Consider the following 25,406-nt stretch of genomic DNA (forward strand, 5'->3'; position numbering starts at 1 on the left):
CGCAAGTCATTCCCATACCCAGCCGCCCCAACACGTTTCATCCTCTTATTATGTCAAATGCTCTAAGTGGTGTGGCGTTCTTTCTTCCTCTCCTGGGCTGGTTGGCTTGCCTGGTCTGGTTGACCCTGCTGAACCGCCGCAAACTTCCGAGAGAAGCTCCAACACGAAGCCATCTCTACCCCTAGTCATCTGTTTGCCATACGAAAAAACTGGGCCACCCTAGAGCGGCCCAGCCTTGCAGAAATTGACCCTCAGCCAGCTTTGGCGCTGGCGCGCGGTTCCAGGGCGTAGAAGGCGACCACAGCCACCAGCACGCCCACCCAGCCGGGTGCGCCGGCCAGTTCCATGCTGAAGGGGCGGCCCAGCACGGTACTGCCCAAGCGGCCTTCGAGGTGGTCGCCGGTCTGCTGAGCAGCGATGTCCCAGCCGATGATCGGCTCACCAAAGCGGCCAGTCACGCGGTCTACGCCGCGCAGGGTCAGCTTCTGGTCACCGATGGTGCCGCGCAGCTCGCCGCCTTCCAGCGCCACAGTGATGTTCTGGTCGCCGACTTTGCCCTGCACGCCGGTTTCGGTGATTTCCAGTTCAATCGGCTTGCCATGCAGGCGGCTGCCCGCGCGGCCCACAATCTTGTCTTCCTGAATCTCGCAGCGAACACCAAACCCTTCGCCTTCTTGGCCGATGCGGCCCCTGATCACTTCACTCATAACGGCAAGTATACGGGCAAAGGTGAGCCAGGTTCTTAAGAGCGGCGGCCTGGAGCAGCGCCCAGGCGCTCAAACCACTCGCGGCGGCTGAGCAGCGGCCCGCCTTCCCCCAGGCCAGCACGGCCCACATTCCAGCGCTCGAACAGAATTCGCAGCGCTCCGCCCAGCAGCGGCTCTCCAAAATGTGCGGGCAACGGCCCAGAGGCGCGCAGGGTGTGCCCATCCCAGGCCAAGTGTGGACACTCTGGCTGATGCGCAGCCCAGAACATGCCGCCCATTTCAAAACGTACCGCACGCACGCGCAGGGGCGGCTCGGGCACTTCATCGTCCCAGACCTCCTGGCCGTACACCTCGGCGTACGTGGCGTACAGCTCGGCCTGGGCCTGCGCCGCTTCAGCGCGCAGCCGGGCTTCCTCGCGGCCCGTCAGTCGCCAGGGGGTGTCCAGTTCGGCGTGCAAGTCCAGCAGTGACCGTTCTAGCCGGAACATCCGCTGCGGGGCACTTGGGGCGGGCAGCGGCGGCGGCGGATCGCCCTGAAGCGCGCGGGCCGGGTCCGCATAATCGCTGCGCCCCCAGCCGGACACCTCACGCAGCTCTGCGTCCTCAACGACCCACAGCCGGGTCGCCACCTCACGCGCAAAGCGGCGGTCATGCGTCACGATAACAAGTGCGCCGCCATAAGCCTGTACGGCTCCTTCCAGCGCCTGCAAGGCTTCTATGTCGAGGTGGTTGGTCGGTTCGTCCAGCAGCAACAGGTCTGAGCGCAGCGCACTGACCAGCGCCAGACCCGCCCGTGAGCGCTCGCCGCCCGACAGCTGTTCGGGGGTCTGCTCCCAGTGGGCGGCCCCGAATCCAGCCGCCCCCAGCAGCGCCGCTGCCGCGTCCCCGAAGCGTTCCTCGAACTGGGCGTATAGGCCGCGCCCCGGCGTCAGGCCGTGCCAGGTCTGGTCCAGATAGGCCAGGGTCACGCCGCCCGCCAGCCGCAGCACCGGCTCAAGCGGGCCAGGATCAGGCCGCTGTTCTCCGGCCAGCAGCCGCAGCAGGGTGGATTTGCCGGTGCCGTTGGCCCCAAGCAGGGCCACCCGGTCCCCCTGACGTAGCCGAAACCGAGCGCCGCGCAGCACGGTGCGGCCACCGCCGCCGCCAGGAAAAGTCACGCTGAGGTGTTCGCCCCAGGCCAGCAGCCGGGCGCGGCTGTCGCCTGCCAGCAGCCGCATCCGCAGTTGCCGCTCAGGCAAGGGTGCTTCGGGCACAGCCACCCGCCCCACCCGCGAACGCATGGCCGAGGAACGCCGGCCCCAGCGGTCCAGCTGCCCCGCCGCCGCTGCGAGCCGCCCTGCCTCGCGCCCCTGCAAGTGGGCTTCCCGGCGCAGGCTCCGGCGTTCCAGGTCGCGCTGCGCCCGCGCCCGGCTGTAGCCACCGGCGTATTCGGTCAGCTCCCCTGCCGCCAGCCACAGGGAGCGCTCCGCCACTGCATCCAGAAAGTCGCGGTCATGGCTGGTGAGCAGCACCCCGCCGCCAAACGAGCGCAGGTAACCTTCCAGCCACTCACGCATACGGATATCAAGGTGATTGGTGGGCTCGTCCAGCAGCAGCAGGTCCGGTTCGCGGGCCAGCGTCAGTGCAAGCGCCAGCCGGGTGCGCTCACCGCCCGACAAGGTGGCCGCTTCTCGCGTGTCCAGCCCCGGCACGTCCCGTAGCCCCAGCGCCGCCAGCATTCGGCCCAGCCGGGCGGGCCAGGCCGCCGCCTGCACCTGCTCCAACTGAGCCTGCACCTCGCTCCAGCGGTCCAGGGCTTCTGCGTCGTCCAGCTGGGCCGTGAGGGTCTGCGCCTCGGTTTCCAGGACGCGGTAAGGATGGGCCGCCGTCAGCAGGTCGCCTACCCGGACGCCCGGCGCGAAGGTGTGGTGCTGGTCAAGTGCCGCCAGCCGCAGCCCCGGCGCACGCCACAGCTCGCCGCTGTCGGCCCGGCGCACGCCGCTGAGCAGCTCTAGCAGAGTGGTTTTGCCCGCTCCATTGCGGCCCAGCAGGGCCACGCGCTCACCACTTCTCAGGTCCAGAGACACGCCCGCCAGCAGGTCACGCTCCGCGATACTGAGACGCAGGTCCTGGGCACGCAGCAGCAGAGTCACGCGCTCCAGTGTAGCCCCCACCCAGAGCACCTGCGGTGCCCACCGGACAGGGCGCTCTGGGCCCCCGCACGGAGAAAGCCCAGAAGAAGGAGCGCAGCGCTGCTATGGTGAAGTCAGAGCGCAGTGCTGAGCATTCGGCCCCAAGACATCCATCAAGAAGTCAAAAAGAAGCCTGTCAGACTGCACCGACACAATGAGTCTGATGGCCACCGGGGGGAGGCCGCAGCGCACTATCTTTCAGAAAGCCAGACCACCATGAACCGATTTTCTGCCGAAGACTCCCCTTCTGACCCACGTCCTGCCCCGGCCCCAGTTCATCCTAGAGCTGGTCAGCCAGATGTAGCCATGCCAGCTCCAAGCTGGGTGGTGGCGGCCCTGTATCAGTTCCGCGCACTGGAAGACCCGGCAGCGGTGCAGGCGCAGCTCCAGGCCGAGTGCGCCCGCCTGGGCCTGTGCGGCACCCTGATCGTGGCTCCAGAAGGCATCAATGGCACGGTGGCGGGAAGCCGCCAGAGCATCACGGCGCTGCATACGCTGCTCCTGGACCTGGGCTTTACCGATATGGAGTACAAGGAGTCGCACGCCGAGCAGCAGCCGTTTAAGCGGATGAAGGTGCGGCTCAAAAAGGAAATCGTAACCCTGGGCGTGGAGGTGAAGCCGCGTAACCTGGTGGGCCATTATCTGAACCCAGAAGAGTGGAACACCCTGCTGGATGACCCGGACGTGGTAGTGATAGACACCCGCAACCGCTATGAGTATCAGGCCGGAACTTTTCAGGGTGCGCTGGACCCCCAAACCGACTCGTTCCGCGAGTTCCCGGCCTGGCTGGAGCAGCACCGCGACGAGCTGGCGGGCAAGAAGGTCGCCATGTTCTGTACGGGCGGTATTCGCTGCGAAAAGAGCACCAGCTTGCTGCTACAAGAAGGCTTTTCGGATGTGTATCACCTGGCAGGCGGCATCCTGCGCTACTTGGAAGAAATGCCGCAGGAGCGCAGCCGCTGGGAAGGCGAGTGCTTCGTGTTCGACGAGCGGGTCACGGTGGGCCACGGCCTGGAGCCAGGACAGGCCGAGATGTGCTGGTCGTGCGGCTGGCCGCTGGGCGACGCTGAGCGCGCCGACCCCCGCTTTGAGCGCGGCGTGAGCTGCCCGCACTGCGCCGAGCAAACCACCGACGAGCAAAAGGCGGCTTTCCGTGAGCGCCAGCGCTGGTTTGACGGGAGAGAAGCGTGAGCTCCGGCAGGGGTGGGCGCGGGCGCAGCGGGCGGCCTACTGTTCACACCGTGGCCAAAGCGGCGGGGGTCGGTGTGGGCACCGTGTCGCGCGTGCTGAACAACCATCCCTCTGTGCGCGGCGAAACCCGGGAGCGGGTCCTTGCCATCATTGAGGACCTCAACTACCGCCCCACCCCGCAGGCCCGGCGTACGCTGCCCAGCGAGCACCCCCTCATCGGCGTGGTGACCGCAGACCTGCATTCCATTTGGCAGAGCCGGGTGATTCAGGGCATCGAGGCGGCGCTCAGTGGGCAGGACTTTGGGCTGATGGCGTTCGCCCTGGGCACCCCGGAGCGGGCCGCACAACTGGCACAACCGGGCCATCCCAGCACTCTGGCGCAGGGGCTGCTGCTGTGCGATGACGCGGCCTACCGCAGTTGGAGCACCCAGGAACACGGTCAGCCCGCCGTACGGGTGGGCACAGCGGTGCAGGACCTTGACTACGTGGCCGTTGACAACCACTACGGGGGGCAGATTGCTGGCGAGTATGCCGCCACCCTGCCCGGCGAAATCGTGGGGGTCTGGCTGCGCGGCCAGCAGGTGCCACACGAGCGCCAAACCGCCCGCAAAGGCTTTGCCGAGGGGGTAGAAAGTGCGGGGCGGCAGATCATGCAGCACATTGAGATAGACCCGCACGACCACCTGCACCGGGTGGCCGGCGAGCTGCTGGACCGCTTGCCTCAGCGGGCCACCGTGATGACCTACGGCGACCAACTGGCCGTGGCGCTGATGGCCGAGGCGCAGGTGCGGGGCCGCCCGGTTGGAGGTGACCTCAAGATCATTGGATATGGGGACCACCCCCAAGCGGCACTGGTGGGCCTGACCACCGTGCATCAGCCGCTGGAAGAGATGGCGCAGCGCAGCACCGAATTGCTGCTGGGCCGCATCCGCGAGCGGCAAGAGGGCGCAGCAGCCCAGGCGCAGCAGGTTCAGCTGTTGACGCCACGTCTGGCCCTGCGCGGTAGTGCCTGACGGCAAGTCGGGGGCCGATAGAGTAACCTAAAAGACAATGGATGTCCCGGCTTCCCCGCCCGCCGATGTGCCTGCTGACGCACCCGCCGACGTCATCGGTGCCGAGCAGCACGCCCTGCTGCTGGCAGGCGACGAGCAAGCCTGGTTCCAGCTGATTCAGGAGCACGAGGGCCGAATCTATGGCTATCTGTACCGCCTGGAGGGCAACAGCGACAATGCTCTGGACCTCACGCAGGAAGTGTTTTACCGTGCCTGGCGGTCTTTTGGGACCTTTCAGGCGGGGCAACGCTTTTTGCCGTGGCTCTATACGGTAGCGCGCAACACCCAGATTGAGTCTCACCGCCGCAAGCAGCACGCCCGCTTCAGCCTGGAGCAGGCCCACGAAGAAATCGGATTCGAGGTGGCCAGTGACGCCCGCACACCGGTACAGGCCGCCGAAAGCAGCGATGCCCAGGACCGGGTGCAGCGTGCGCTGATGAGTTTGCCGGAGGATTACCGCGAGGCCGTGGTGCTGCGCTTCATGGAAGACCTCCCCTACGAGGAAATTGCCCAGATTCAGGGCGTGGCGCTGGGCACCGCCAAAAGCCGCGTGTACCGCGCCAAGGAGCAGCTGGCCGAGCTGCTGGCCGGACAGGTCAACTAAGCTGGGGCACTCCCCTTTCAGTCTCTGGCCGGAGCCCTTGTACCCTCCTCAACCTTTGGCTTGCGGGAAAGCGGTAGCGCTTCTTGTCAATGGCTCTAGTCAACGGCTCTAGTCAATGGCTCTAGGGAATCTCCACTTCGGCCTGTGCGCCAGCGCGCTGAGAGAGCAGCAAGTCAAGCACAACCGGGCCATGTTTGAGCAGATAGGTCATGAAGCTCAGCTCGCGCTCCTGCGGCTTGCTGTGCGGCAGCAGATGCAGGCTCAGGCGGGAAAGCTGGCCGCTGCGGGTATCTTCTTGACGCGCCAGGGCAGCCATCGCCCGCTGCTGAAGTGCAGCAAAGTGACGCTCGGTGTACTGGCGGGCACGTTCGCTGCCCCGCTCCAGCGTGGGGTCAAGTGCGGCCAGCTCTGTACTCAGCGCGGCCCACTCGCCTGCCAAAGCAGCCAACCGCTCCTGGCTCACAGCGCTGATGCTGCGCTCAGCAGCCAGCGAGCGGCCCAGCACGCCCGCAGGGTCTGCCTGCACCCCGGCGGCAGTCGCCCCCAGGCGGCGCAGCAAGCGGGCCACATTCGGCTCCAGCCAAGTCACGCTCAGGCGCGGCCATACCACAGGTTGCCTCACGCCGTGGAGCTCGTAGACGCCGCCCAGCTGTGCGAGATACGCGATTTCGCCGTCGCCCAGAATCAGGGCCAGGTTGGGCAGCAAGGCGTCTTGCACGACTGGTCGCAGGCCCGCCGCTGGGGTGATGCGGCTGGGGTCACGCTCCAGCACATCCAGCAGTTCGGTGAGGCTGTACTCACGGCCATCATCGGTGCTGAAGGTGTCACCGCTGAAACGCAGCAACCGCCGCCCACCGTCTTCTCCTTCCAAAAACAGATTGGTCGCCCCGGCTGGACGGCGCAGCTGCGGGGTCAGACCCAGGGCGCTGAGGCGCTCAGCTGCCGCCTCGATGCGGGCCGGGCCTTCCAGCGGACGCCCCAACTCGCGGGCGATGGTGGGGGCCATCAGGCGGGCCAGCGCCGGGAACAGCGGGTCCAGCAGCACCAGCCCTGCCCCGCCTAGCAGACCGTGCATCAGCCGGGCAAACACGTCGGCCCAGCCTGGCACGCCGCCGTCAGCCAGGGGCTGCGTGGCAGCGTCCAACCGGTTCATCACAGCGCGGCGGTGCGGCTCGGGGGCAGCAACGTCGGCCAGAAGTTGGCGCAGCGCCGCCGTCCACTCCGGCTGCCAGGGCACACGGCCTACCGGACTGCCGCCGGGCAGGTCCACCACCTCGCGCCACAGCCGCTCTTCAAGGTCCAGCAGGCTAACCCAGGCGACTTCCTCAGCGTCGTGGTCCTGGCTGGCAATCCAGAACACACCCACCACAGGGGCGTCTTCGGTGCCCAGTTCGCGGGCCAGCAGCGCGGCGTCAGCAGCTTTGTGGACTGCGTAAGCGGGGCCGGTGAGCAGCCCGGCCTGTTGCCCCGCCACCACTACCCGCGCCGCCGGGTGGGCCAGGGCGTCCAGCGCCGCCGTTGTGGCTGGGGTCAGCAGGCCCAGATGTGCGTGATACTCCCGCAGAGCTGCGACCAGAGCGGTCCGCTGCTCGGCGTCCAGCCTGCTACTTGCCCCGCCTGCGTCTCTCCATTCCTGCAGCCACTCGCGCGGCGTGCCCTGTGAACGTGCCTGCGCGAAAAAGTGATGCAGCGCACCCCGGCGGTAGGCGGCGGCCACACTCAGGCCATGCAGCTCAGCCCCAGGACCAGCAGCGGAGGAAGCGGAACAGTCGGGCGGTGTAGCGTCGGACACGCCCATAGGCTAACCCACCGGCGGGGCTTGACCCCCGAATCTGGAGACAATCTGCGGCAGGCGCTTAGGCCACAGCCTCCCATCTCCAGAATGTGAAGCTCATCCACAGCCTGGGCAGCCGTCAGGTCCAGGAGCCTCCCCGCCTCCTGGCTCTGCTTACATCTGCGGAGCTGGACGCCTGCGCACGGTACGTCAGACCACCTTTAGCGCAGTGGCTCGCGCCCGGCTTCCAGCAGGCCCTCACGGTCAGTCAGCACGATGCGGCGGTAACCGAGGTCCAGCAGGCCCCGGTTGCGAAACTCGCCTAGCAGCTTGGTAATCGTCTCGCGGGTGCTGCCCACGATGTGCGCCAGCTCCTGATGCGAGAGCCGGTCCTGGAGCGCAAACGGCTGTTCGCCGTCCCAGTCGCCCTGGCGATCAGCAAAGTCCAGCAGCGTGAGGGCCAGGCGCTGCGACACCTCATGAAAGACCAAGCCCGCCAGCCGCCCCTGCAAGGATGCGGTCTGGGAGACGATTTGTTCGGTCAGGGCCTGCGCGATTTCAGGCGAATCCCGCAGGACCCGCTCCAGCGTTTCACGGCTAAACATCAGCGCTTCGGTGTCGTCGGCGCACTCGGCGTAGCGGTCATAGGTCTGCCCAGGGCGCAGGGCCTGCACGCCCACCAGCTCACCTTCCAGATGCACCACCAGCGTGACCTCGCGGGCCCCGGCACCCAGGCTGTACAGCCGCACGCTGCCGCGAGTCAGCAGATAAAGAGTCTCGGCGGGGTCTTCAGGATGAAACAGCAAGCCGCCCCTTCCCCAGCGACCCGTGCGGGCCACAGCACGCAATTGGTCCAGGGCCTGTGAAGGCAGGGCCGCGAATGCACCAGGGGTCATAGGTCACAGTTTGCCACACTGGCACCCTCACCTGCGACCTCGTTCACATTGTGGGCCGTCGGCTGTTCATCCTGCTCCCGGACGCTCACGTTACACTGCCCGCGATGATGCGCCCTGCTGCCCGCCGACTGCTGTTTGTTGTTTCTGTGTCTCTGCTGGCCTGGCCCGCTGCGCAGGCCCGTCCACTCAGCGTAGGCGGCGAGGTGCAGAGTGCGGCGCTGAGCAGCCGTGAGCTGAGCAGCGGCGAAGGGCTGGCGGTCTGGACCTTGCCCCGCCTGGGTGTGGCGGTCCGCAACGACCCAAAGGACCTACGGCTGCTGTACGGCGGACGCGAACTGCGCTGGGCACCGGGGCGCGGCTGGCAGGCGGTGGGCTTTGCAGCGGGCGCGGCCCTGCCGGCGCCCGAACAGGTCGGCCAAAGCCTGTACGTGGGCCTGGATATTCTGCGGGCGCTGGGAGTGCCGCTCAGCGTGACCCCGCAGGCCGTGGAAGTGGCCGCCCCACGCGCTGTTCCGGCAGGTACGCTTCCGCCCAGCCCGGCCAGCGCACCAGGCCAAAACCCAGGGGCGGCAAGCACCGCCACCCATACACTCTCCAGCGTGCGCCAGAGCGTCAGCCGTCAGCGCACGGTGGAGCTTCAGCGCACGGTGCTGGAACTCCAGGGCAGCGGCGAAGCCTTTTATCAGGTGCAGCAGCGTGGGGGCGCGGTATCCCTGTCGCTGCCCTACACCCGCTCCGCCGCCCGCTCGGAGATTCTGGATGGCGGCGCAGTGCTGCTGGTCACGCCAGCGGGCAGCGGCAGCCAGCTGGACCTGCTGACCGGCGGCGGGCAAACTCGCATCTTTACCCTGCAAAATCCTACCCGCATCGTGCTGGACACCGTGGTCTACCGTGACCGCAGCCAGACCCCGCCAGTGGCCACAGAGCTGCTGCCCCAGGGCGTGCGCTACCGCCAGCAAGGCGGCCTCAGCCTGCTCAGCTTTGACCCCAGCCGTTACCGGCCCCGCGTGGTCAGTGCGCCCTGGGGACAGCGCACGGGCCTGGCCGCGCTGGTGCGCTCGGCAGGCGGCGTGGCCGGTATCAACGGCGGATACTTCGATATGCAGAGCGGCAAGCCGGTGGACTTGGTCGCGCAGGGCGGGGTCATGCGGATCGGCAGCCTGCAAAAGCGGGCCACACTGGGCTTTACTCCGGCAGGCGAGGTGCTGCTGGGCTACCCTGCGCCGCGCTACGTGGCCGAGGTGGGCGGCCAGCGTCTGCTGGTCAACCAGATGACGCCACTGCCCCGTCCAGAGCTGCTGACCGCCTGGGCCGGTGACGGGCGCACGGTGGGCGCTGCCGGGCTGGTCACGCTGACCGTTCGCCCCGGCACTGACCAGGTGCTGACCGCGCAGAGCGGCACAGTGACCACCCAGCCGGGCAACCTGCATCTCACCTTTGATCCGGCCCGCTTTCCGGCGCTGCCCCGTACGGCGGGCGCGCCCCTCAGTCTGCGGCTGGAATGGAATGCCAGCGACGCCCCCTGGCCAAGCAGTGAGGACGCCCTGAGCGCTGGTCCCCTGCTGCTGCGCGGCGGCCAGAGCGTGCTGAATCCACAGCGCGAGGGCTTCGACACTGCCGGCAGCATTTGGCGGGCCACCCACCAGACCGCTTTTGGTCTGCTCGGCGGCTGGCCTACATTTGCTTACCTGGAGCGCGGCACGCCGGAGCAGTTGTTGGTCGCCCTGCGCACCGCTGGCCTGAGCGACGCCGTGCGGATGGACAGCGGTGGCAGCAGCGCCGTGTACCTGAGCGGAGGCTACGCCGACCTGGGCGGCTACCTGAACCCGGCCTGGAGCCGCGACATTCCCAATGCCGTAGTGATGGTGCCGCGCTGAATGGGGTGGGGTCAGCGAAGAGTCAGCGTGATGTCAAGCGTGCCCAGGTCGTGCGTCTGCTTGTCCATCCAAAAGTCATGTAGGGCTACTCTGAGCGTGTAGTCGCCAGGCCGCAGCGTTCCCCAGCTCGCCTGGTCAAAGGGAATATTCAACTGAAAGGCAGGCTGACAAAGGGCCTGCGCCGGGCAGCGCGTCAGGTAAGCCACCGCCGGAAACAGGCGGCCCCCAGTAAAAGGTATGGACTGGCCTGCCGCGTTCAGCAGCTCGTAATCGTAGCTGGAAGGACCCCAAATCACTTCAGCGGCTTTGGCGGTCAGATTCTGAAGCGGCACCGATAGCGTGAGGGATTGACCCCTCACCGCTTCAACCCTTGCCGGCGGCTCAGCGCGCAGCAATGCAGAAGTAGAAGCCTGTGGCTGAAGCTTGGGCGTAGCTAGAGGCAGCGCCACATCTCGTGCTGGGAGCATGGCCTGATTGGTCCCTCCCCAGCAGTCGGTGGCGGGCGCACACGAAACACGCACACCAGCCGCCACCTGAGCCAAGGCGAGGCTCGGCAGCACGAGCGCGAGGCAGCTGAGCAGGATTTTGAGCATAGCCGCAGTGTAGGGCTTGCTGGTCAGCCTGCCGTCTCCAGGCAGCCCGCTATAGCCTGCTCACTCTAGACTGAACCCATGACCCACTCTTCCCCTGCGAACTTCGGCATCCAGGCCCTGCTGTTCGATTTCGACGGCACCATCATGGACACCGAAACCACCGAGTTCCGGCACTGGCAGCGACTGTACAGCTCGCACGGGCGCGAACTGAGCCTTAGCGACTGGCAGCGCGGTATCGGCACCTGGGGCGCGTTCGACCCCTGGGCCGGACTGCCGCAGGAGGTGCAGGCAGACCGCGAGCGGGTGGGCGGCGACCTGCACCGGGGCCTGCTGGAAGAACTGCGCGGGCAAGACCTGCGCCCCGGCGTGGTGGCCCTGCTGGATGAAGCCCAGGCTGCCGGGCTGCGCCTGGCCCTGGTCACCAGTTCGGGCCGCGACTGGGTGACCGACTGGCTGGGTCAGCATGGCCTGCTGGACCGCTTCGAGACGCTCTGCACCAAGGACGACGTGGCCCGCGTCAAGCCCGACCCGGAGCTATACGCCCTGGCAGTACAGCGCCTGAGCCTCCGCCCCGAACAGTGCCTGGCGGTGGAAGACAGCCTCAACGGGGCCACTGCCGCCGTGGCTGCTGGCGTGCAGGTGGTGGTGGTGCCCAACGAGGTGACTGCCTCGCAGCCGTTTCCGCCCACCTGGCCGCGCCTGGAGGATTTCAGCGGTGGCCTGTGGGCGCTGCTGGCCGCGCTGGGCGGCCCACAGGCAGCCGCGGTGCTACCTTCTGAGCTATGAGCGACGCGTCCCCCCGCAAGAAACTGAGCCTGCCGCAGCTGATGAGCCCAGCTGCCCCCCTGGTGATGGTCACGGCCTATGACCATGCCCAGGCCCGGCACGCCGAGGGGGCCGGCGTGGACCTGATTCTGGTGGGCGATAGCTTAGGCAACGTGGTGCTGGGCTACGAAAGCACCGCGCAGGTCACGCTCGGCGACATGCTGCACCACGCCCGCGCCGTGCGCCGGGGTGCGCCGCAGACCTTCATGGTGGTGGACCTGCCGTTCGGCACCTATCAGCTGGGGCCTGAAGAAGCCATACGTGCCGCCGTGACGCTGGTGCAGGAAGCAGGAGCCGACGCGGTCAAACTGGAAGGCGCTACGCCCAATGAACTTGCTTGCGTGCAGCGTCTCACCGCAGCCGGCATTCCGGTCATGGGCCACGTGGGCCTGCTGCCGCAGACCGCCACCGCGCAGGGCGGGCTGAAGGTACAGGGCAAGGACGAAGCCTCGGCGCGGTTGGCACTGGACGGAGCAGCCGCGCTGGCAGAAGCCGGGGCCTTCAGCGTGGTGCTGGAAGCCATTCCCGCCGCGCTGGCGGCACTGATTACCGAGCGGGTGCAGATTCCCACCATCGGCATTGGGGCTGGGGTGGGGTGTGACGGCCAGGTACTGGTCTACCACGACATTCTGGGCGTGTACGAAGGCCCGGTGATGAAGATGGTCCGCCGCTACGCCGAAGTGGGCCAACTCAGCCGCGAAGGTCTGAGCGCCTACGCCGCCGACGTGCGCGCCCGGCAGTTCCCGAGCGAAGCCAACAGCTTCAGCATGGCCGACGGGGTGCTGGAGCGGCTGTATTAGAGCTGATGAACAGCAAAAGGAGCGCTTGCAGGAGGGTTAAACCAGCGGAATGCCCTTCTTCCTGCCTCCTTTCCGCACTTTCGGCCTGCGTCCCCTGCATCCCCTTGACGAATACTGCATACCGCGCTAGAGTAGTGAACATAACCGCTCGGAACCTTCTAGCAAGGCGAGCGGGTTTTTTATTGCCTGCTTATGCTGGGTCAGCTCATACCTGACCCCGGTGACAGCGGTGCATTGTCTGGCGGTGCCCAGACGGGCTGGGCCGCAGCCGCCTATGCTGGAGCACCTCTATTTGGCCGGAGGACATGCCATGCTCTGGCCGCTCTGCTCCGTGCCTTTTGCCTTCTTCTCTTTGCTTTTTTTCTCTGCCCCAAGGAGTTCCATGACCCAGACCCTCCCCTCAGCCGAACCCACCGCCGCTGCCCCCCGCGTGGGCTTTATCAGCCTGGGCTGTCCCAAAGCCCTGGTGGACAGCGAACGTATCCTGACCCAGCTGCGCGCCGAAGGCTACGAAGTGGCCCCCAGCTACGCAGACGCGCAGGCCGTGATTGTCAACACCTGCGGCTTTATCACCCCGGCTGTTGAGGAATCGCTGGCGGCCATCGGGGAAGCGCTGGACGCCACCGGCAAAGTCATCGTGACCGGCTGCCTGGGCGAGCGTCCCGAAAAAATCATGGAGCGCCATCCCAAAGTCTCGGCCATCACCGGCAGCGAGGCAGTGGATGACGTGATGGGCCATGTGCGTGAGCTGCTGCCCGTGGACCAGGGCACTTTTACTGGACTGCTGCCCGTGGCGGCTCCCGGCATGCGCCCCGCCGCAGCCCTGCCGGAGCGCGAGAACACCCGTCACGGCGATGTGTTCGCGCCCAGCGTGCGCCTGACCCCACGCCACTACGCCTATGTCAAGGTGGCCGAGGGCTGCAACCACACCTGCGCTTTTTGCATCATCCCCAAGCTGCGCGGCCTGCAAGTGTCGCGTGACGCTGGCTCGGTGCTGTACGAGGCGTTCCGGCTGGTGGCGGGCGGCACCAAGGAACTGGTGGTCATCGCGCAGGATACCAGCGCCTACGGCGTGGACATCCGCTACCGCGAAAGCGAATTCCAGGGCGAGCAGGTCCGCGCTCACCTCACCGACCTGGCCGAGCGGCTGGGCGAGCTCGGCGCTTGGGTGCGGATGCACTACGTGTACCCCTACCCGCATGTAGACCGCATCGTGGAGCTGATGGCCCAGGGCAAAATCCTGCCCTACTTGGACGTGCCCTTGCAGCACGCCAGCCCCAAAATACTCAGAGCCATGCGCCGCCCCGGAGCAGGCAAGCAGCTGGACACCATCCGCCGCTGGCGCGAGATTTGCCCCGAGCTGACCATCCGCTCCACCTTTATCGTGGGCTTTCCCGGCGAAACCGAGGCCGATTTTCAGGAGCTGCTGGACTTCCTCGAAGCCGCGCAACTGGACCGGGTGGGCGCCTTTACCTACTCCGAAGTGCCCGAAGCCGACGCCAACGCCCTGCCCGGTGCGGTGCCCGAAGCGGTGAAGGAAGAGCGTCTGGCCCGCTTTATGGCGGTGGCGCAGCGCATCAGCGCCGCCCGCCTGGCCCAGAAGGTAGGCCGCGTGATGGAGGTGATCATTGACGAATACAACGATGACCCCGCCGACTTGGAGCAGGGCGACGCCCCCGGCACCCGCCTGATCGGGCGCACCAAAGGCGACGCCCCCGGCATTGACGGGCAAGTGTACCTGTACGCGGGCGAGTTCGCGGGGCAGATCAAGGTGGGCGACATTGTGCAGGCCCGCATTGAGGACAGCGACGAGTACGACCTGTTCGGTGAAGTGGTGGCCCGGCCCGAGTGGCGGCCCAATGTGCCGATGCTGGGGCACTTCGGCGGACACTGAGGCGTGGAGGCTCCGCGCCAAGAAGGGCAGAAAGCTCAAGTTTCCGGCTCTCTGCCCTTTGCTCTTGGCTGTCCATCTGACGAAAACAACCACGGGACGGCCCGTGGTTGATATTCGCTTTGCTCGCGGGAGCAATGTGCCACTCGCCCCTGCTCGCGGGAGCAAGTTTACTTCTGCGGATACACCTTCAGCTCGGTGATATGCGCCCGCGCCGGACGAGTCAGGGCGTGGGCCACCGTCTTGGCCAGGCCACGGGCGTCAATCAGTTCTTCCCACTCGTAGCCGGCCTCGCGCAGTTCCAGCGTGTCAATCGGGCCCATCGGGTGCACCACGCAGCCCAGAATGCCCCGGCCCTTGAGCTCGGCGTGCAGGCTGTGCACGTAGCTGGTCATGGCGGCGCGGCTGGCCTGGTAAAGCGCTGCGCCCTCGCCGCGCGACTCACGGGGAGCGCTGACCGCCACAATCACACCGTCCTCCTGTTCCAGCATGTGGGGCAGCGCTCCCTGAATGGCATGAAAGAGGCTTTGCATGTTGGCGGCGAACAGCCGTTCATAGTCGGCGGGTGCGGCATCTAGCGCAGGCTGGGGGCTGAACATGCCGCCGGTATGCACCAGCGCGTCAACTTCGATGCTGCGCAGGCGGTCCACGCTGGCGGCGTCGCTGAGGTCCAAATCAAACACTTCGGTGGCCGGGAAGCGGTCGGCGGCGCGGGCGAGGTCTTCACCCTGTCCGACCAGCACCAGCTGCGCGCCGGCATCTTCCAGTTCCTGCGCGATAGCGGTTGCAATCGGGGTTCCGGCCCCGGTCAGCATGATGGTCGAGGAGCTGAGGTTTGCCATGCCCCCAGGGTAGCGCCTGAGCCACTGCGGCGGGAATATGGTCAGGAAAAGAGCAAGGCGGGCGCAGCTGGGCAAGTCCGAATACCCGCCATGCTCCGTCCTGTGGGGCGTTTTGCGCCCCCTTTGCTGGCGAGCAAAGACCTCCATCCCGCTGTCCCATGCACTAGACTGCGGCCATGCATGACCCAAAGGACCTCGACGATTACCTGGCGGGGTTGGGTATCAGTGACGCTGACGACGACACCTCTTCTCCCAACCTTCTCTCTGCTCCGGCTGCTGCGCCGGGTGCTCTGGTGCCGCAGCCCGACTTTGGAGTGCCCGGTAAGGTGCAGCCTGGCTTCCCCTCCGGTGCCCAGGACCCCCAAACCGTCCTGGAACACTTCCTGCGTGGCGTGGCCCGCCGCTTTGACCCCGGTCTGACGGTGCGCGTCACCCGCGACGGCGACCACCTGGAGGGCGAAATCAGTGGCGAGAATGTAGGCCGCCTGATTGGCCGCGAAGGGCACGTGATCGAGGCGCTTGATACCCTGGCCTACGCCGCAGTCGCCAAACACGTGCAGGGCAGCGAACATCTGCGGGTACGGGTGGATGTGGGCGGCTACCGCAGCCGCCACTTCCAGATGCTGCAACAGATCGCCAGCCGGGTGGCCGAGACGGTGGCCAGCTCCGGCGAGCACCACACCTTCCAGCCGATGAACCCCGCAGACCGGCGCGTGATTCACATGACCCTCAAGGACAATCCGCATGTGGTCACGCAGTCGGTAGGCGAAGGCAGTGGCCGGCGCCTGGTGGTCAAACCTGCCCCGGCCCCCTAACCCTACCGGGCACGCGGCAGCGCTCAGCCTGCGTGAGTGGCAGACCCAGGCTGCCGCGCAGCTGGACGCCGCCGGAGTGACCTCGCCACGCAGCGACGCCGAAGCCCTACTGGCCGAGGTGACTGGTCTAAGCCGCACTGAGCGGTTGCTGCGCGCACATGAGCCGCTGTCCAGCACTGACAGCGCCCGACTGGACCGTCTGCTGGCCCGGCGGCTGTCCCGCGAACCGCTGCAATACCTGCTGGACGCAGTGGACTGGGGCGGCGTGCGGCTCAGGTGTGACCCCCGCGCCCTGATTCCCCGGCCCGAAACCGAGTGGCTGCTGCACTTGGCGCTGAGCGACCCGGCTGCGAGCCAGGCGGCAGAGGTGGCCGACATCGGCACCGGCAGCGGGGCGCTGGCGCTGGGCTGGAAAGCGGCGCGGCCCGGCAGCCGGGTCACTGCCACCGACCTCAGTGCCCAGGCGTTGGCCCTGGCTGCCGAGAATGCAGCGCTCAATGGCCTGAATGTGGCATTCGCGCAGGGCAACTTACTTGAACCTGTGGCCGGTCAAGCCTTTGACTTGATACTGAGCAACCCACCATATCTGCCAGATAGCGACACCGGAACGCTAGACCCAGAGGTGGACCATGACCCGGCGCTGGCACTGTATGGCGGCACCGACGGACTAACCCTGGCGCGGCGACTGGCTGCCCAGGCCGCAGGAGCGCTGACCCCCGGCGGCGTGCTGTGGCTGGAGCTGGATGGACGTAATGCCACCGACTTCGCCGCCGAATTGGCGGGTCAGGGCTGGCTTGCTGAGGTCCACCCTGATCTGGCCGGGCGGCAGCGATTTGTGCGGGCGTTGAGGGCCACGCAGTAGGCGTACCAGGCTACTCTCCCGACGCCGCCCGCAGGCGAGGGTGACTCTCCTCTCCCCACACGAGCAGCACCAGACCAGACAGGAACATGGCTCCAGCGACAAACCAGAACGCCGGAGCCAGCTGCCCAGTCACTGAGGCGGTCAGCCCCAGGCCCAGCGCTCCTACGCTGTAGCCCAGGTCACGCCAGAACCGGTAAATCCCAATGGCAGACCCGCGCCAGCTTGGGTGGGCGAGGTCCGCCACTGCGGCTGAGAGGTTGGGGTAAAGCAGCGCCATGCCCAGTCCCGAGACGGCTGCCGCAAAGCTCCACCAGGCCAGGCCCGTGCCCAGCAGCATCAGCGCTACGCCCAAGCCGCAAACCCACATGCCCAGTACGTTGGGCCACTGCCGCCCCACCCGGTCAGAGAGTCGACCGGTCAGCAGCTGCGAAACACCCCAGACCACACCGTATACCCCTGTCACCCAGCCCACTTCCGGCAGGCTGAGGCCCGCGCCGTACAGAAACACGGGATAAAACACCCACACCAGCGCGTCCACAAACTTCTCTACCAATCCGGCCTGGCTCAGCGCCGCCAGGCGGCGGTCCCCCCACGACATCCGCCAGAAGACCTGACGGGTGCCCAGTGAGCCACTTTCACCGCCTCCCTGCCTGGCCGCTTCCTGCTGCGCCCAGGGCAAGGTGTCCTGCACCCTCCGAAGATCCAGAAGGGCAAGTGCTGCCACAGTCAACCCGAACAGCAACAGGGCCTGCCGAGGATCCATCCCTCCCGCCAGATAAGCCGTTCCCAGGCCGCCCAGCGCCACACCTGCGTAGCCAGCAAACTCATTGAGCCCGATGGTCACCCCGCGCTGGTCGGGTCGGGTGAGGTCCAGCTGGGAGGTCTGTGTCATGGACCAGGTAAGGCCCTGCTGCACGCCCAGCAGCACCGTTGCCAGCACCACCTATCCCCAACCCGGTGCCCACCACAGCAGCAGTGGAATAGGGAGCGCGAGCAGCCAGCCGTACAGCAATACTGGCCGCCGCCCCACTCGCTCCGAGAGGCGACCTGCGAAAAAATTCATCAGCCCCTTGACTACGCCGAACGCCACAACAAACGTACTCAGCAGCAGAAACGAGCCAGCAGGTACACCAAACTCCGTCTCAGCCAGCGCGGGCACCACCGTGCGCGTCATGCCCAGGGTCAGCCCGACCAGCAAAACCTGAAATAGCTGATGGAGGAACTGTTCCAGGTTGACGCGGATACCGTAGCGCTTCACAGAGGGCAGTATGCCTGAGTTCTTATTGGTCTCGGCTATGACACAGCCAACTTATTGGAAGGATTGATATGCCATCTCGGCTGAGATGAAGCGGCGGCTGGAAGGTGATGGCCCCATAAAACGAACCCACTGAGACCCATTGCCGCTCTGCAGAGGATGGCTTCCTCTTTAGCGGTCAGTCGCCGATTTCACCTGCCGCAGCAGGTTCACCGTTTCCACCATCGCCAGCACGGCTTCGGCCCCTTTGTTGCCTGCCTTGATGCCAGCGCGGTTCATGGCCTGCTCAACGGTATCGGTGGTCAGCACGCCAAAAGCCACCGGCACGCCAGTATGCAGGCTGGTGTTCAGGATGCCGTTGGCCGCGCCGCCCGCCACGAAGTCGTAGTGGTCGGTGTCGCCCTTGATCACCGCGCCCAGGCATACCACGGCGTCGTACCGGCCACTTTCGGCCAGGCGGCGGGCAATCAGCGGCACCTCGTAAGAGCCGGGGGCCAGGTAATGGTCCAGGTTGTCCGTGTTGCCGCCATGCTGCACGAAGGCCAGCTCGGCCCCCTCCACCAGCCGGTCCACGATGAAGTGGTTCCAGCGGGTGCTGACAATGGCGAATTTGAGGTCTGCGGCAATCAGGTTGGCTTCGATACGCTTCATGAGCGGCATTCTAGAGCAGTCCTCTGCGGCGGCAGAATGCAGGGGCAAATCAGCCCCCCGTCCTCCCGCCTTGTCTCTGCTGCGCTTCAAATCTCCTGCAAGGGAATCGCCGCCAGCCACTCTGGCACTTCGTCCGGGGCGTAGGTGTCGAAGTGAACGCGGGTCAGCGCCACCAGGGGGTAGCCGTTCAGCTCCTGCGCGTCTACCTCCGGGCTGCGGCGGTCAATAATGCAGGCAATAGCAGCACACTTTCCGCCCGCTGCTTCGGCGGCCTGGACCGCTTTCATCACACTGCCGCCGGTGGTCAGCACATCCTCGATGGCAATGAAGGGTTCGCCCGCTTCGAGGCTGAAGGCTTCGCGGATTTTCATGCCGCCCTGGCCGTCTTTTTCGGCAAAGATGGAGCGCACGCCCAGGGCCCGCGCCACTTCGTAGGCCGGGACCACACCGCCCATCGCGGGGCCGACGGTCAAGTTGGCCTGGATGCCGCGCTCCCGCAGCCGCGCCGCCAGCCCTGCCGCCAGCTGCGCCGTGTACTGCGGATACTGGGTCAGCGTGGTGCTTTGCAGAAATTTGGGCGAGTGGCGGCCTGAGGCGAGCAAAAAGTGGCCTTCATGAAACGCTCCGGCCTCGCGGTACAGGGCCAGAACATCTAATTCACCGCTGTTGGTCATGAAATCAGAATGACATACTGCAATGCATGAATCACGCCTACGTGGACGCCAGCTGGCGTGAGGAAGAGGCCGAACGCGGTCAGGGCGGCTGGGGGCTGGTGCTGCTGGATGGGGGCGAGTTGCCCCGGCGCATCGGCGGTCAGCTTCAGGCCCCCGACAACAACGCCGCCGAGATGCGGGCGGTGCTCGAAGCGGTGCGCAGCGCCCCAGCCGGGCAGCCGCTGAGCATCTATTCCGACAACTGGGCGGTGCTCCACGCCATCGGCAAGGGCAAAGGGCCGGCCAGCCTGTGGCCGGTGCGTGATGAAGTGCTGGACTTGGCCCTGACGCGGAACATCGCTCTGCGGCTGTCGTACGTGCCGCGCACCCGCCGCCACATGCGCGCCGCCCACGACCTGGCAAACGCAGCGCGGCTGGGCCAGCACAGTGGCCCCCTGTCCGGACCCTGGGCCGAGGTCAACCTGGACCTGCGCGAAGGCAGCCAGCTGGCCCGCGTGGCTCTGCGCCGCCCCGGCGAGCGCGTGAGCGCCGAGGTGCCGCTGGACCCGCTGGACCCGCTCCCTCCCTCGGCTCAGGCGCTGCTGGCCGCCGCTGCACTGGCCCAGCCCGGCGAGACGGTGCGCGTGCGCCGCGCTTCCAAGCTGGCCCGCGCCCTGTGGGACAACCCGCTGCGCTCGCTGCTGCCCGCCGCGCAGGCCCGCTTGCTGGCTGCCCGCGCTCAGGCCGATAGCGCAGGCGTGGTGGTGGAGTTCGAGTAGCACAACAGAGGCAGAGGCACGCGGCGAAGGCTTAGTCGCCCCTTTCCATGCGTGCCAGGAATTCGTCATACAGCCAAGACAATTGGTCGGAAAAGCCGTAGCCAAAGCCGTCTGCATTTTCTACCAAGGTGTCCAGGCGCTCATAAGGAATTTGGTCTGAGGGCAACTGCTCAGCACGGGCCAGAGCAGCCTCAAAGACTTTTTCCATGCTGGTGTAGTTGTTTTCGGGCCAGTCGCCGTAGGTATTCAAGCAAGCCACGCCCGCTTCCACGTAAGCCAGCTCAGCGTCCAGCGCCTCTACCGGGCTGGCCACTTTGACAAAAGCCGTCAGCGCCTTTTTTGCGCCGCCCACTTTCATTGATGGGAGGCGACCCGATGTTCTGAAAGCTTTTTCTAGCTCCTGCGACAATTTGCCCCGCAGGTCAGAAATGTCGCCGTTTAGCTTGGCGGTCAGCAGACGCTTGTTGTCTATACTGGCTTTGTAGAGGTCCTCCACCACAGCGCGGAGTTCGGGTGCGTCCATGTGTTCCAGCGCCGAGCGGAGTTGTTTAAGCGTCAGGGCCACAATCAGCCCTTCTCAATTACGTAGCTCAGCCCCCCGCTGTGCCCCAGCCAGAGCCGCTCGAACTGGGCGCGGGGATAGGTGCGGCGCACGCCAGCGTTGCTGGGCGCAGCAGGGTCGTTCAGCACCGGGTTGCCCTGCGCGTCAAATCCCACCAGCACCATCAAGTGCCCCGTGCTGCTGGGCAGCGGCGCGCCGCTCAGTTCGCCCCGGCCCCAGCCCAGGCTGACCGCCAGCGGCTGCCCCCGCGCAATGAACTCTTCAGCGGCAGCCAGGCTGGGCAGACGGGTGATATAGGCGCTGTAGCCGAGCTCACCAGCATAGGCAGCGTTAAAGGCCCAGTTGCCGGTGCCCTCGTACACGCGGTCATAGGTGCCTTTGGCCGCCGCAGGCACCGTCACGTCGGTGCCCAGATGCGCCAAAATCATGCTCACGCTGGTGGGGCTGCACCAGACTTCTCCGCCGTCTGGGTACAGCATCTGCGAACGCTGCGGCACATTGATGACGCGGTTCCAGAGGGCCGGATTGCCGGCCTGCACCCCCGACTTGGCCCGCTGAGCGCGGTCGGTGGTGTTCAGAGCCACCAGCCGGGCGCGGGTGCCTTCGCCAATCAGCGACAGGTGATACTGCACCGCTGTTGCCTTGCCCTTGAGGCGCAGTGTGTCGGTCAGCACTTCACCGTGAGCATCCTTCTGGGCTTTGAGCGAATAGCGGTCATCGCTGCGGCTCCAGCGCCCAAAGGAATACCAATCGGTCCAGCCCGAGGCCAGCCGGACACGGACCTTGAGCACCGCGTAGCCGCTGGGGGTCTGCACGTTCCAGCTGGGCACCAGTTCGTCAAAGGGAGCCACAGGCAGCTCCGGGCTGGTGTACATGCCGCGCTCACCCTGAGCCACCAGCGCGTCGCCGTCCAGCCGCAGCGAGTTGAGCGTGCCGGCCTGCCAGTCGCCCGCCGTGCGGTGCAGCAGCGTCTGGCTGACGGTCTGGGCCTGGGCGTCAGTGTAGGCAATCACTTCCGCCTGGGCCGCAGGCACGGTGAGTCCAAGCGCAAGACTAAGCAGCAAAGTTCCTTGGGCCAAAGGTCGCATAGGGTCCAGTGTGCCAGCCGGAGCAGGCAGGTTGATGAGCGCTTCATCCTGCACTCATGCTAGCCGCCCTTTACCCGCCGAGCTGGTCCAGCAGCGCCCAGGTCAGGGCTTGCCGCCAAGTGACCCAGTTGTGCCCGCCGGGGAACTCGCGGTAGCTGTGTTCTACGCCGCCGTCGGCCAGGGCGGCGGCCATGCGGCGGTTGGGCGCGGTGAGCCACTCCAGCAGCCCCGTGTCCAGACTGACCCGCAGATGCCGGGGCGGGCCCGCTTCCAGCCGCTCACGTAGCCACTCGCCCGCTTCCAACACGTCCACTTTGCCCTCCGGCGCTTGTGCACCGGGCCGGGCAATAAGGGCCCCGCTGTGGCTGACCACCCGGCTGAATAGCTCCGGGTGCCCACTGCCCAAGTACAGCGAAGCCAGCCCGCCCAGGCTGGCTCCCCACAGGCCGCGTTCGCTGACCTGCACGGGCACGCCCCACTCGGTCAGGTCGCCTTCTACGCGGGGCATGACTTCATCCCGCAGGAACGGCAGGTAGTCGGCGTTCAGGTAGTACTCGGCGTTGCGGTCGTTCGGCTCCACGAACACAAACGCGGCGGGCTGGGCCTGACCGGCAGCCACAGCCCGCTCCATCGCCTCGGCCAGCCGCCCGATGCGGTAAAAGGCCACGCCGTCCTGCACGTAGTACAGCGGCAGCGCTTGCCCTGATCGGTAGCTGCGCGGCAGGTACAGCGTGGCCCGCCGCCGACCGGCGAACACCTTCCCCTCCCAGGCCAGGCGGTGTACGGTGCCCAGTTCAGGAGCTGCTCCCTGCCACAGCGGATGCTCGGCCCACTCGCCCACCTGCACGGCGCGGGCGGCGCTGAACCAGGGATTGACGGTGGGCAGGCCTTCGGGGTCAGGGAACAGCTGGCCCTGCGCGTCCAGCCAGGCATATTCCAGCCAGGCACCGCGCGGCAGGGTCAGCGTCACCGGCTCGCCCGGCTGCACCGGCCAGGCCGGGCGGCGGTCCCAGTCGGTGGGGTCGCCGATCAGGGCAGCGGCTCCAGCAGGCGGAATCAATGTGACTTGACGGCCATCGGTGCGGGCAGGCATAGGCCCGATTGTAGGGGCTTCCTGGCCTCCTAGGCCCAGCCTGCCTGTGCACAAGGGACAGCCAACGCAGAAGCCAGCCGCAGAAAAAAGGAAGCGGGAAAGCCCCTGGCCTTCCCACCCTCTAGAGTATCTACCCCTGGCCGGGCAGTGGCTAAGCTCCAAAGCCTCCGTGCTCGTCCCGCAGTTCGCGCTTGAGCACCTTGCCGGTCGCACCCAGCGGCAACTGCTCAAGAAAGACCGTGTCGTCGGGCAACCACCATTTGGGAAAGCGCTCCTGAATAAATTCGGTCAGCTCGGCGTGGGTCGCCTGCGCACCGGGGCGCAGCTGCACCAGGGACAGCGGGCGCTCGTCCCACTTGGGGTCATGGCGGGCAATCACAGCGGCCAGCGCCACGGCGGGGTGGCCCATCAGGGCATTTTCCAGCTCAACCGAACTGATCCACTCGCCGCCCGACTTGACCAGGTCCTTGGCGCGGTCCTGAATGGTCATGTAGCCCTGCGGATTAATAGTGGAGATGTCACCGGTGTCAAACCAGCGCAGGCCGTCCACCTCCACAAACGCGCCCTCGCCTGCCCCGCCGTAGTACGAGTTGGTGACCCAGGGACCACGCACCAGCAAGCGGCCCATCGTTTGGCCGTCGTGCGGCACCTTCTGGCCGTCCTCGGAGAGCAGCATCAGGTCCACCAGTGGCACGGCGCGGCCCTGGGTGGCCCGCAGCGCGTAGCCTGCGTCGCTGCGCGGGTCCAGGCCGGGAGGCATGTTGCTGGCAGTGCCCAGCGGGTGGGTTTCGGTCATGCCCCAGGCGTGAATCACGTTCAGGTTATGGCGCTCCTGAAACGCGCGAATCATGCTTTCGGGTGCGGCAGCCCCGCCGATGATCACGCGCTCCTGCGGGCTGAGGTCGTAGGGTTCTCCGGCTTCTGCCGCGCGGTCCAACTCGGCCAGCAGCCCCAGCCAGATGGTGGGCACACCCGCGCTGGCGGTAACGCCCTCGGCCTGCATCAGCCGGGCGAGGTTCGGGCCATCGTTGAACATGCCCGAATACACCTGCGACGCCCCAAACATGGTGGCCGCGTAGGGAATCCCCCAGGCGTTGACGTGAAACATGGGCACCACCGGCAGAATGCGGTCGCGCTCGGACATATTCAGGCCGTCCTTGCTGGCGATACTGAAAGAGTGCAGCACGGTAGAGCGGTGGGTGTACACCACGGCCTTGGGCTGCCCGGTGGTGCCGGAGGTGTAGCACATGCCAGCAGCCTCGCGCTCGTCAATCTCGGGGTAGCGCTCCAGCGGGGCTTGGTCCATGACCCAGCGGTCGTAGTCATGGACCCTGGGGTGGTCTACCGGCTGAGGCACCGGCCCCATCACCAGGATGGTTTCGATCTTTGGGCAGTGCTCCAAGATGGCCGGAATCATCGCCGCAAAGAGGTTCTCGATCATCAGCACGCGGCTGCCTGCATCGTTCAGAATCCAGGCGATCTGCTGGGGGTGCAGCCGAATATTGACCGTGTGCAGCACGAAGCCGCCGCTGGGAATGCCCAGATAAGCTTCGAGGTGCCTAAAAGAGTTCACGCCCAGGGTGGCGACCCGGTCACCCCGCCCCAGGCCCAGGGCACTCAGACCCCCGGCCAACCGGCGCGCCCGCTCGGTCACCTCGCCGTAGGTGGTGCGGTGCGTGGCAGGCACGGGATTGCCCTGCTCATCGCGGCCAGCGGGCAGCAGACTGACCACCTCACGCTCTGGGAAATAGGTGCGGGCACGCTCCAAAATGGCGGGAATGGTCAGCTGGACATCCATCATGGTGCCCTGGATAGAGCTGGCAAAAGGGGACGTGGCGGTCATGGGTGGCCTCCTTGAAGGGGGGAAAGAATGTCAAGTGTGTAGGTTATGAAGGGGAATTAATTATGGCATAGCCGGTTACAGGTGTAGCCCTGCGCCGGGCCAGCGCCGTGCAAGTGGTAGCAGCGCTCAGGTCTCGCGGGGGGCGGGCCGCTGAGTCTCCTGCTGGCTCACGCGGGCCAGCCACAGTTCCAGAATCTGCACCGCCGCCGCTTCGTCGAGGTCCTCAGCGCCCAGAGCCCGCGCCCGCTGCGTGGTGAAGCGCTCGTCTTGATAGTCCACCCGGTAGCCTTGCTCGGTCAGGATGCGCCCAAAAGCCCGCACCCGGTCAGCGGCGGGGCTGCGGGCACCATCGGTTCGCAGCGGCAGCCCCAGCACCAGCACCTCTGCGCCGGTTTCCTCTACCCTCAGCCGAACGGCCTTGAGGTCCAGCGGCAGCCGCTTTCTGAGCACACTGCCGCGTCCGAAGGCCAACCGGCCCTGACTGACGGCAAAACCGATAGAGCGCTTGCTGACATCCAGAGCCAGGGCAGTCGGGGCGGGCGGGGTCCGCTGGGTCATGCGGCCCATTGTAGGGGGCCGGGC

General features: G+C 66.5%; 25 protein-coding genes. 10 read left to right on the forward strand and 15 right to left on the reverse strand.

Features of this window, described 5'->3' with window-relative positions; translation table 11 throughout:
- Positions 1-251 precede the first annotated feature (251 nt).
- Together IE158_RS10575 and IE158_RS10580 are read right to left on the reverse strand one after the other, a co-directional pair.
- Positions 252-707 carry a hypothetical protein gene (locus IE158_RS10575; RefSeq protein WP_189643677.1) on the reverse strand — a complete coding sequence of 152 codons (456 nt, stop codon included), beginning with the start codon at positions 705-707 and terminating at the stop codon, positions 252-254.
- Positions 708-742: 35 nt separating this feature from the next.
- A complete protein-coding gene (locus tag IE158_RS10580) occupies positions 743-2,839 on the reverse strand; it encodes an ABC-F family ATP-binding cassette domain-containing protein (RefSeq protein WP_189643678.1) in 2,097 nt (698 codons plus the stop codon).
- A gap of 345 nt (positions 2,840-3,184) precedes the next feature.
- Between IE158_RS10580 and trhO the strand changes: the two genes are divergently transcribed.
- Genes trhO through IE158_RS10595 form a run of 3 tightly spaced genes read left to right on the forward strand, consistent with a single transcriptional unit; the run spans position 3,185 to position 5,725 of the window.
- Positions 3,185-4,069, forward strand: coding sequence for an oxygen-dependent tRNA uridine(34) hydroxylase TrhO (trhO, locus tag IE158_RS10585; RefSeq protein WP_189643679.1), 885 nt, complete (start codon positions 3,185-3,187; stop codon positions 4,067-4,069).
- Positions 4,066-5,082 carry a LacI family DNA-binding transcriptional regulator gene (locus IE158_RS10590; RefSeq protein WP_189643680.1) on the forward strand — a complete coding sequence of 339 codons (1,017 nt, stop codon included), beginning with the start codon at positions 4,066-4,068 and terminating at the stop codon, positions 5,080-5,082. The genes trhO and IE158_RS10590 overlap by 4 nt, the downstream gene beginning before the upstream one ends.
- 37 nt (positions 5,083-5,119) lie before the next feature.
- Positions 5,120-5,725, forward strand: a complete 606-nt coding sequence (locus IE158_RS10595) for an RNA polymerase sigma factor (RefSeq protein ID WP_189643681.1) — start codon at positions 5,120-5,122, stop codon at positions 5,723-5,725.
- Between the two features lie 121 nt (positions 5,726-5,846).
- On the opposite strand, the gene bshC is transcribed toward IE158_RS10595, so the two are convergent.
- Entirely contained in the window at positions 5,847-7,442 is a 1,596-nt protein-coding gene (bshC, locus tag IE158_RS10600) for a bacillithiol biosynthesis cysteine-adding enzyme BshC (protein ID WP_189643702.1), read from the reverse strand.
- A gap of 278 nt (positions 7,443-7,720) precedes the next feature.
- Complete coding sequence (locus tag IE158_RS10605) at positions 7,721-8,395, reverse strand: Crp/Fnr family transcriptional regulator (protein ID WP_189643682.1); 675 nt, start codon at positions 8,393-8,395, stop codon at positions 7,721-7,723.
- A gap of 104 nt (positions 8,396-8,499) precedes the next feature.
- On the opposite strand from IE158_RS10605, the gene IE158_RS10610 reads away from it, so the two are divergent.
- A complete protein-coding gene (locus tag IE158_RS10610; protein WP_229839069.1) occupies positions 8,500-10,272 on the forward strand; it encodes a phosphodiester glycosidase family protein in 1,773 nt (590 codons plus the stop codon).
- An 11-nt stretch (positions 10,273-10,283) separates the two neighbouring features.
- On the opposite strand, the gene IE158_RS10615 is transcribed toward IE158_RS10610, so the two are convergent.
- Positions 10,284-10,865, reverse strand: a complete 582-nt coding sequence (locus IE158_RS10615; RefSeq protein ID WP_189643683.1) for a hypothetical protein — start codon at positions 10,863-10,865, stop codon at positions 10,284-10,286.
- Positions 10,866-10,943: 78 nt separating this feature from the next.
- On the opposite strand from IE158_RS10615, the gene IE158_RS10620 reads away from it, so the two are divergent.
- The 3 genes from IE158_RS10620 to rimO all read left to right on the forward strand — a co-directional run bounded on the left by IE158_RS10620 (position 10,944) and on the right by rimO (position 14,384).
- Complete coding sequence (locus IE158_RS10620) at positions 10,944-11,651, forward strand: HAD-IA family hydrolase (RefSeq protein ID WP_189643684.1); 708 nt, start codon at positions 10,944-10,946, stop codon at positions 11,649-11,651.
- Positions 11,648-12,490, forward strand: coding sequence for a 3-methyl-2-oxobutanoate hydroxymethyltransferase (gene panB / locus IE158_RS10625; RefSeq protein ID WP_189643685.1), 843 nt, complete (start codon positions 11,648-11,650; stop codon positions 12,488-12,490). Before IE158_RS10620 ends, panB begins: the two co-directional genes overlap by 4 nt.
- A gap of 382 nt (positions 12,491-12,872) precedes the next feature.
- Positions 12,873-14,384, forward strand: coding sequence for a 30S ribosomal protein S12 methylthiotransferase RimO (gene rimO / locus IE158_RS10630; protein WP_189643686.1), 1,512 nt, complete (start codon positions 12,873-12,875; stop codon positions 14,382-14,384).
- Positions 14,385-14,551: 167 nt separating this feature from the next.
- Here rimO and IE158_RS10635 read toward each other — a convergent pair whose 3' ends face one another.
- Entirely contained in the window at positions 14,552-15,223 is a 672-nt protein-coding gene (locus tag IE158_RS10635) for an SDR family oxidoreductase (RefSeq protein ID WP_189643687.1), read from the reverse strand.
- A gap of 176 nt (positions 15,224-15,399) precedes the next feature.
- On the opposite strand from IE158_RS10635, the gene IE158_RS10640 reads away from it, so the two are divergent.
- Together IE158_RS10640 and prmC are read left to right on the forward strand one after the other, a co-directional pair.
- Positions 15,400-16,038: a Jag family protein gene (locus tag IE158_RS10640; RefSeq protein WP_189643688.1), complete on the forward strand. Its 639-nt coding sequence runs from the start codon at positions 15,400-15,402 to the stop codon at positions 16,036-16,038.
- A 28-nt stretch (positions 16,039-16,066) separates the two neighbouring features.
- Positions 16,067-16,900 carry a peptide chain release factor N(5)-glutamine methyltransferase gene (gene prmC, locus IE158_RS10645; protein ID WP_189643704.1) on the forward strand — a complete coding sequence of 278 codons (834 nt, stop codon included), beginning with the start codon at positions 16,067-16,069 and terminating at the stop codon, positions 16,898-16,900.
- A gap of 10 nt (positions 16,901-16,910) precedes the next feature.
- Here prmC and IE158_RS10650 read toward each other — a convergent pair whose 3' ends face one another.
- The 4 genes from IE158_RS10650 to pyrE all read right to left on the reverse strand — a co-directional run bounded on the left by IE158_RS10650 (position 16,911) and on the right by pyrE (position 19,480).
- Positions 16,911-17,792 carry an MFS transporter gene (locus IE158_RS10650; protein ID WP_229839070.1) on the reverse strand — a complete coding sequence of 294 codons (882 nt, stop codon included), beginning with the start codon at positions 17,790-17,792 and terminating at the stop codon, positions 16,911-16,913.
- A 51-nt stretch (positions 17,793-17,843) separates the two neighbouring features.
- The gene (locus IE158_RS13620) at positions 17,844-18,158 is read right to left on the reverse strand and encodes an MFS transporter (RefSeq protein WP_229839071.1); all 315 of its coding nucleotides are present in this window, start codon (positions 18,156-18,158) and stop codon (positions 17,844-17,846) included.
- 168 nt (positions 18,159-18,326) lie between these two features.
- Complete coding sequence (gene ribH / locus IE158_RS10655; RefSeq protein WP_189643689.1) at positions 18,327-18,806, reverse strand: 6,7-dimethyl-8-ribityllumazine synthase; 480 nt, start codon at positions 18,804-18,806, stop codon at positions 18,327-18,329.
- A gap of 86 nt (positions 18,807-18,892) precedes the next feature.
- Complete coding sequence (gene pyrE / locus IE158_RS10660; protein WP_189643690.1) at positions 18,893-19,480, reverse strand: orotate phosphoribosyltransferase; 588 nt, start codon at positions 19,478-19,480, stop codon at positions 18,893-18,895.
- Between the two features lie 26 nt (positions 19,481-19,506).
- Here pyrE and IE158_RS10665 point away from each other — a divergent pair, with 26 nt between their 5' ends.
- Positions 19,507-20,238: a ribonuclease HI gene (locus IE158_RS10665; RefSeq protein WP_189643691.1), complete on the forward strand. Its 732-nt coding sequence runs from the start codon at positions 19,507-19,509 to the stop codon at positions 20,236-20,238.
- 31 nt (positions 20,239-20,269) lie between these two features.
- On the opposite strand, the gene IE158_RS10670 is transcribed toward IE158_RS10665, so the two are convergent.
- The 5 genes from IE158_RS10670 to ruvX all read right to left on the reverse strand — a co-directional run bounded on the left by IE158_RS10670 (position 20,270) and on the right by ruvX (position 25,382).
- Entirely contained in the window at positions 20,270-20,803 is a 534-nt protein-coding gene (locus IE158_RS10670; RefSeq protein ID WP_189643692.1) for a hypothetical protein, read from the reverse strand.
- Positions 20,804-20,805: 2 nt separating this feature from the next.
- Positions 20,806-21,888 carry a C39 family peptidase gene (locus IE158_RS10675; RefSeq protein WP_189643693.1) on the reverse strand — a complete coding sequence of 361 codons (1,083 nt, stop codon included), beginning with the start codon at positions 21,886-21,888 and terminating at the stop codon, positions 20,806-20,808.
- 70 nt (positions 21,889-21,958) lie between these two features.
- A complete protein-coding gene (locus IE158_RS10680; protein ID WP_189643694.1) occupies positions 21,959-22,981 on the reverse strand; it encodes an alpha/beta hydrolase in 1,023 nt (340 codons plus the stop codon).
- Positions 22,982-23,132: 151 nt separating this feature from the next.
- Positions 23,133-24,824, reverse strand: a complete 1,692-nt coding sequence (locus tag IE158_RS10685; protein ID WP_229839072.1) for a long-chain fatty acid--CoA ligase — start codon at positions 24,822-24,824, stop codon at positions 23,133-23,135.
- Positions 24,825-24,950: 126 nt separating this feature from the next.
- Entirely contained in the window at positions 24,951-25,382 is a 432-nt protein-coding gene (ruvX, locus tag IE158_RS10690) for a Holliday junction resolvase RuvX (RefSeq protein WP_229839073.1), read from the reverse strand.
- Between the last annotated feature and the right edge of the window lie 24 nt (positions 25,383-25,406).

This window comes from Deinococcus piscis (assembly GCF_014653275.1).
GTDB lineage: Bacteria > Deinococcota > Deinococci > Deinococcales > Deinococcaceae > Deinococcus > Deinococcus piscis.

Excerpts from the sequence above, each read along its gene's own strand:
- IE158_RS10575 (WP_189643677.1), bottom strand. The coding sequence starts at position 707 with ATGAGTGAAGTGATCAGGGGCCGCATCGGCCAAGAAGGCGAAGGGTTT.
- trhO (WP_189643679.1), top strand. The coding sequence starts at position 3,185 with ATGCCAGCTCCAAGCTGGGTGGTGGCGGCCCTGTATCAGTTCCGCGCA.
- IE158_RS10595 (WP_189643681.1), top strand. The coding sequence starts at position 5,120 with ATGGATGTCCCGGCTTCCCCGCCCGCCGATGTGCCTGCTGACGCACCC.
- IE158_RS10605 (WP_189643682.1), bottom strand. The coding sequence starts at position 8,395 with ATGACCCCTGGTGCATTCGCGGCCCTGCCTTCACAGGCCCTGGACCAA.
- IE158_RS10610 (WP_229839069.1), top strand. The coding sequence starts at position 8,500 with ATGATGCGCCCTGCTGCCCGCCGACTGCTGTTTGTTGTTTCTGTGTCT.
- IE158_RS10615 (WP_189643683.1), bottom strand. The coding sequence starts at position 10,865 with ATGCTCAAAATCCTGCTCAGCTGCCTCGCGCTCGTGCTGCCGAGCCTC.
- IE158_RS10620 (WP_189643684.1), top strand. The coding sequence starts at position 10,944 with ATGACCCACTCTTCCCCTGCGAACTTCGGCATCCAGGCCCTGCTGTTC.
- panB (WP_189643685.1), top strand. The coding sequence starts at position 11,648 with ATGAGCGACGCGTCCCCCCGCAAGAAACTGAGCCTGCCGCAGCTGATG.
- rimO (WP_189643686.1), top strand. The coding sequence starts at position 12,873 with ATGACCCAGACCCTCCCCTCAGCCGAACCCACCGCCGCTGCCCCCCGC.
- IE158_RS10635 (WP_189643687.1), bottom strand. The coding sequence starts at position 15,223 with ATGGCAAACCTCAGCTCCTCGACCATCATGCTGACCGGGGCCGGAACC.
- IE158_RS10640 (WP_189643688.1), top strand. The coding sequence starts at position 15,400 with ATGCATGACCCAAAGGACCTCGACGATTACCTGGCGGGGTTGGGTATC.
- IE158_RS10650 (WP_229839070.1), bottom strand. The coding sequence starts at position 17,792 with ATGACACAGACCTCCCAGCTGGACCTCACCCGACCCGACCAGCGCGGG.
- ribH (WP_189643689.1), bottom strand. The coding sequence starts at position 18,806 with ATGAAGCGTATCGAAGCCAACCTGATTGCCGCAGACCTCAAATTCGCC.
- pyrE (WP_189643690.1), bottom strand. The coding sequence starts at position 19,480 with ATGACCAACAGCGGTGAATTAGATGTTCTGGCCCTGTACCGCGAGGCC.
- IE158_RS10665 (WP_189643691.1), top strand. The coding sequence starts at position 19,507 with ATGAATCACGCCTACGTGGACGCCAGCTGGCGTGAGGAAGAGGCCGAA.
- IE158_RS10675 (WP_189643693.1), bottom strand. The coding sequence starts at position 21,888 with ATGCGACCTTTGGCCCAAGGAACTTTGCTGCTTAGTCTTGCGCTTGGA.
- IE158_RS10680 (WP_189643694.1), bottom strand. The coding sequence starts at position 22,981 with ATGCCTGCCCGCACCGATGGCCGTCAAGTCACATTGATTCCGCCTGCT.
- IE158_RS10685 (WP_229839072.1), bottom strand. The coding sequence starts at position 24,824 with ATGACCGCCACGTCCCCTTTTGCCAGCTCTATCCAGGGCACCATGATG.
- ruvX (WP_229839073.1), bottom strand. The coding sequence starts at position 25,382 with ATGACCCAGCGGACCCCGCCCGCCCCGACTGCCCTGGCTCTGGATGTC.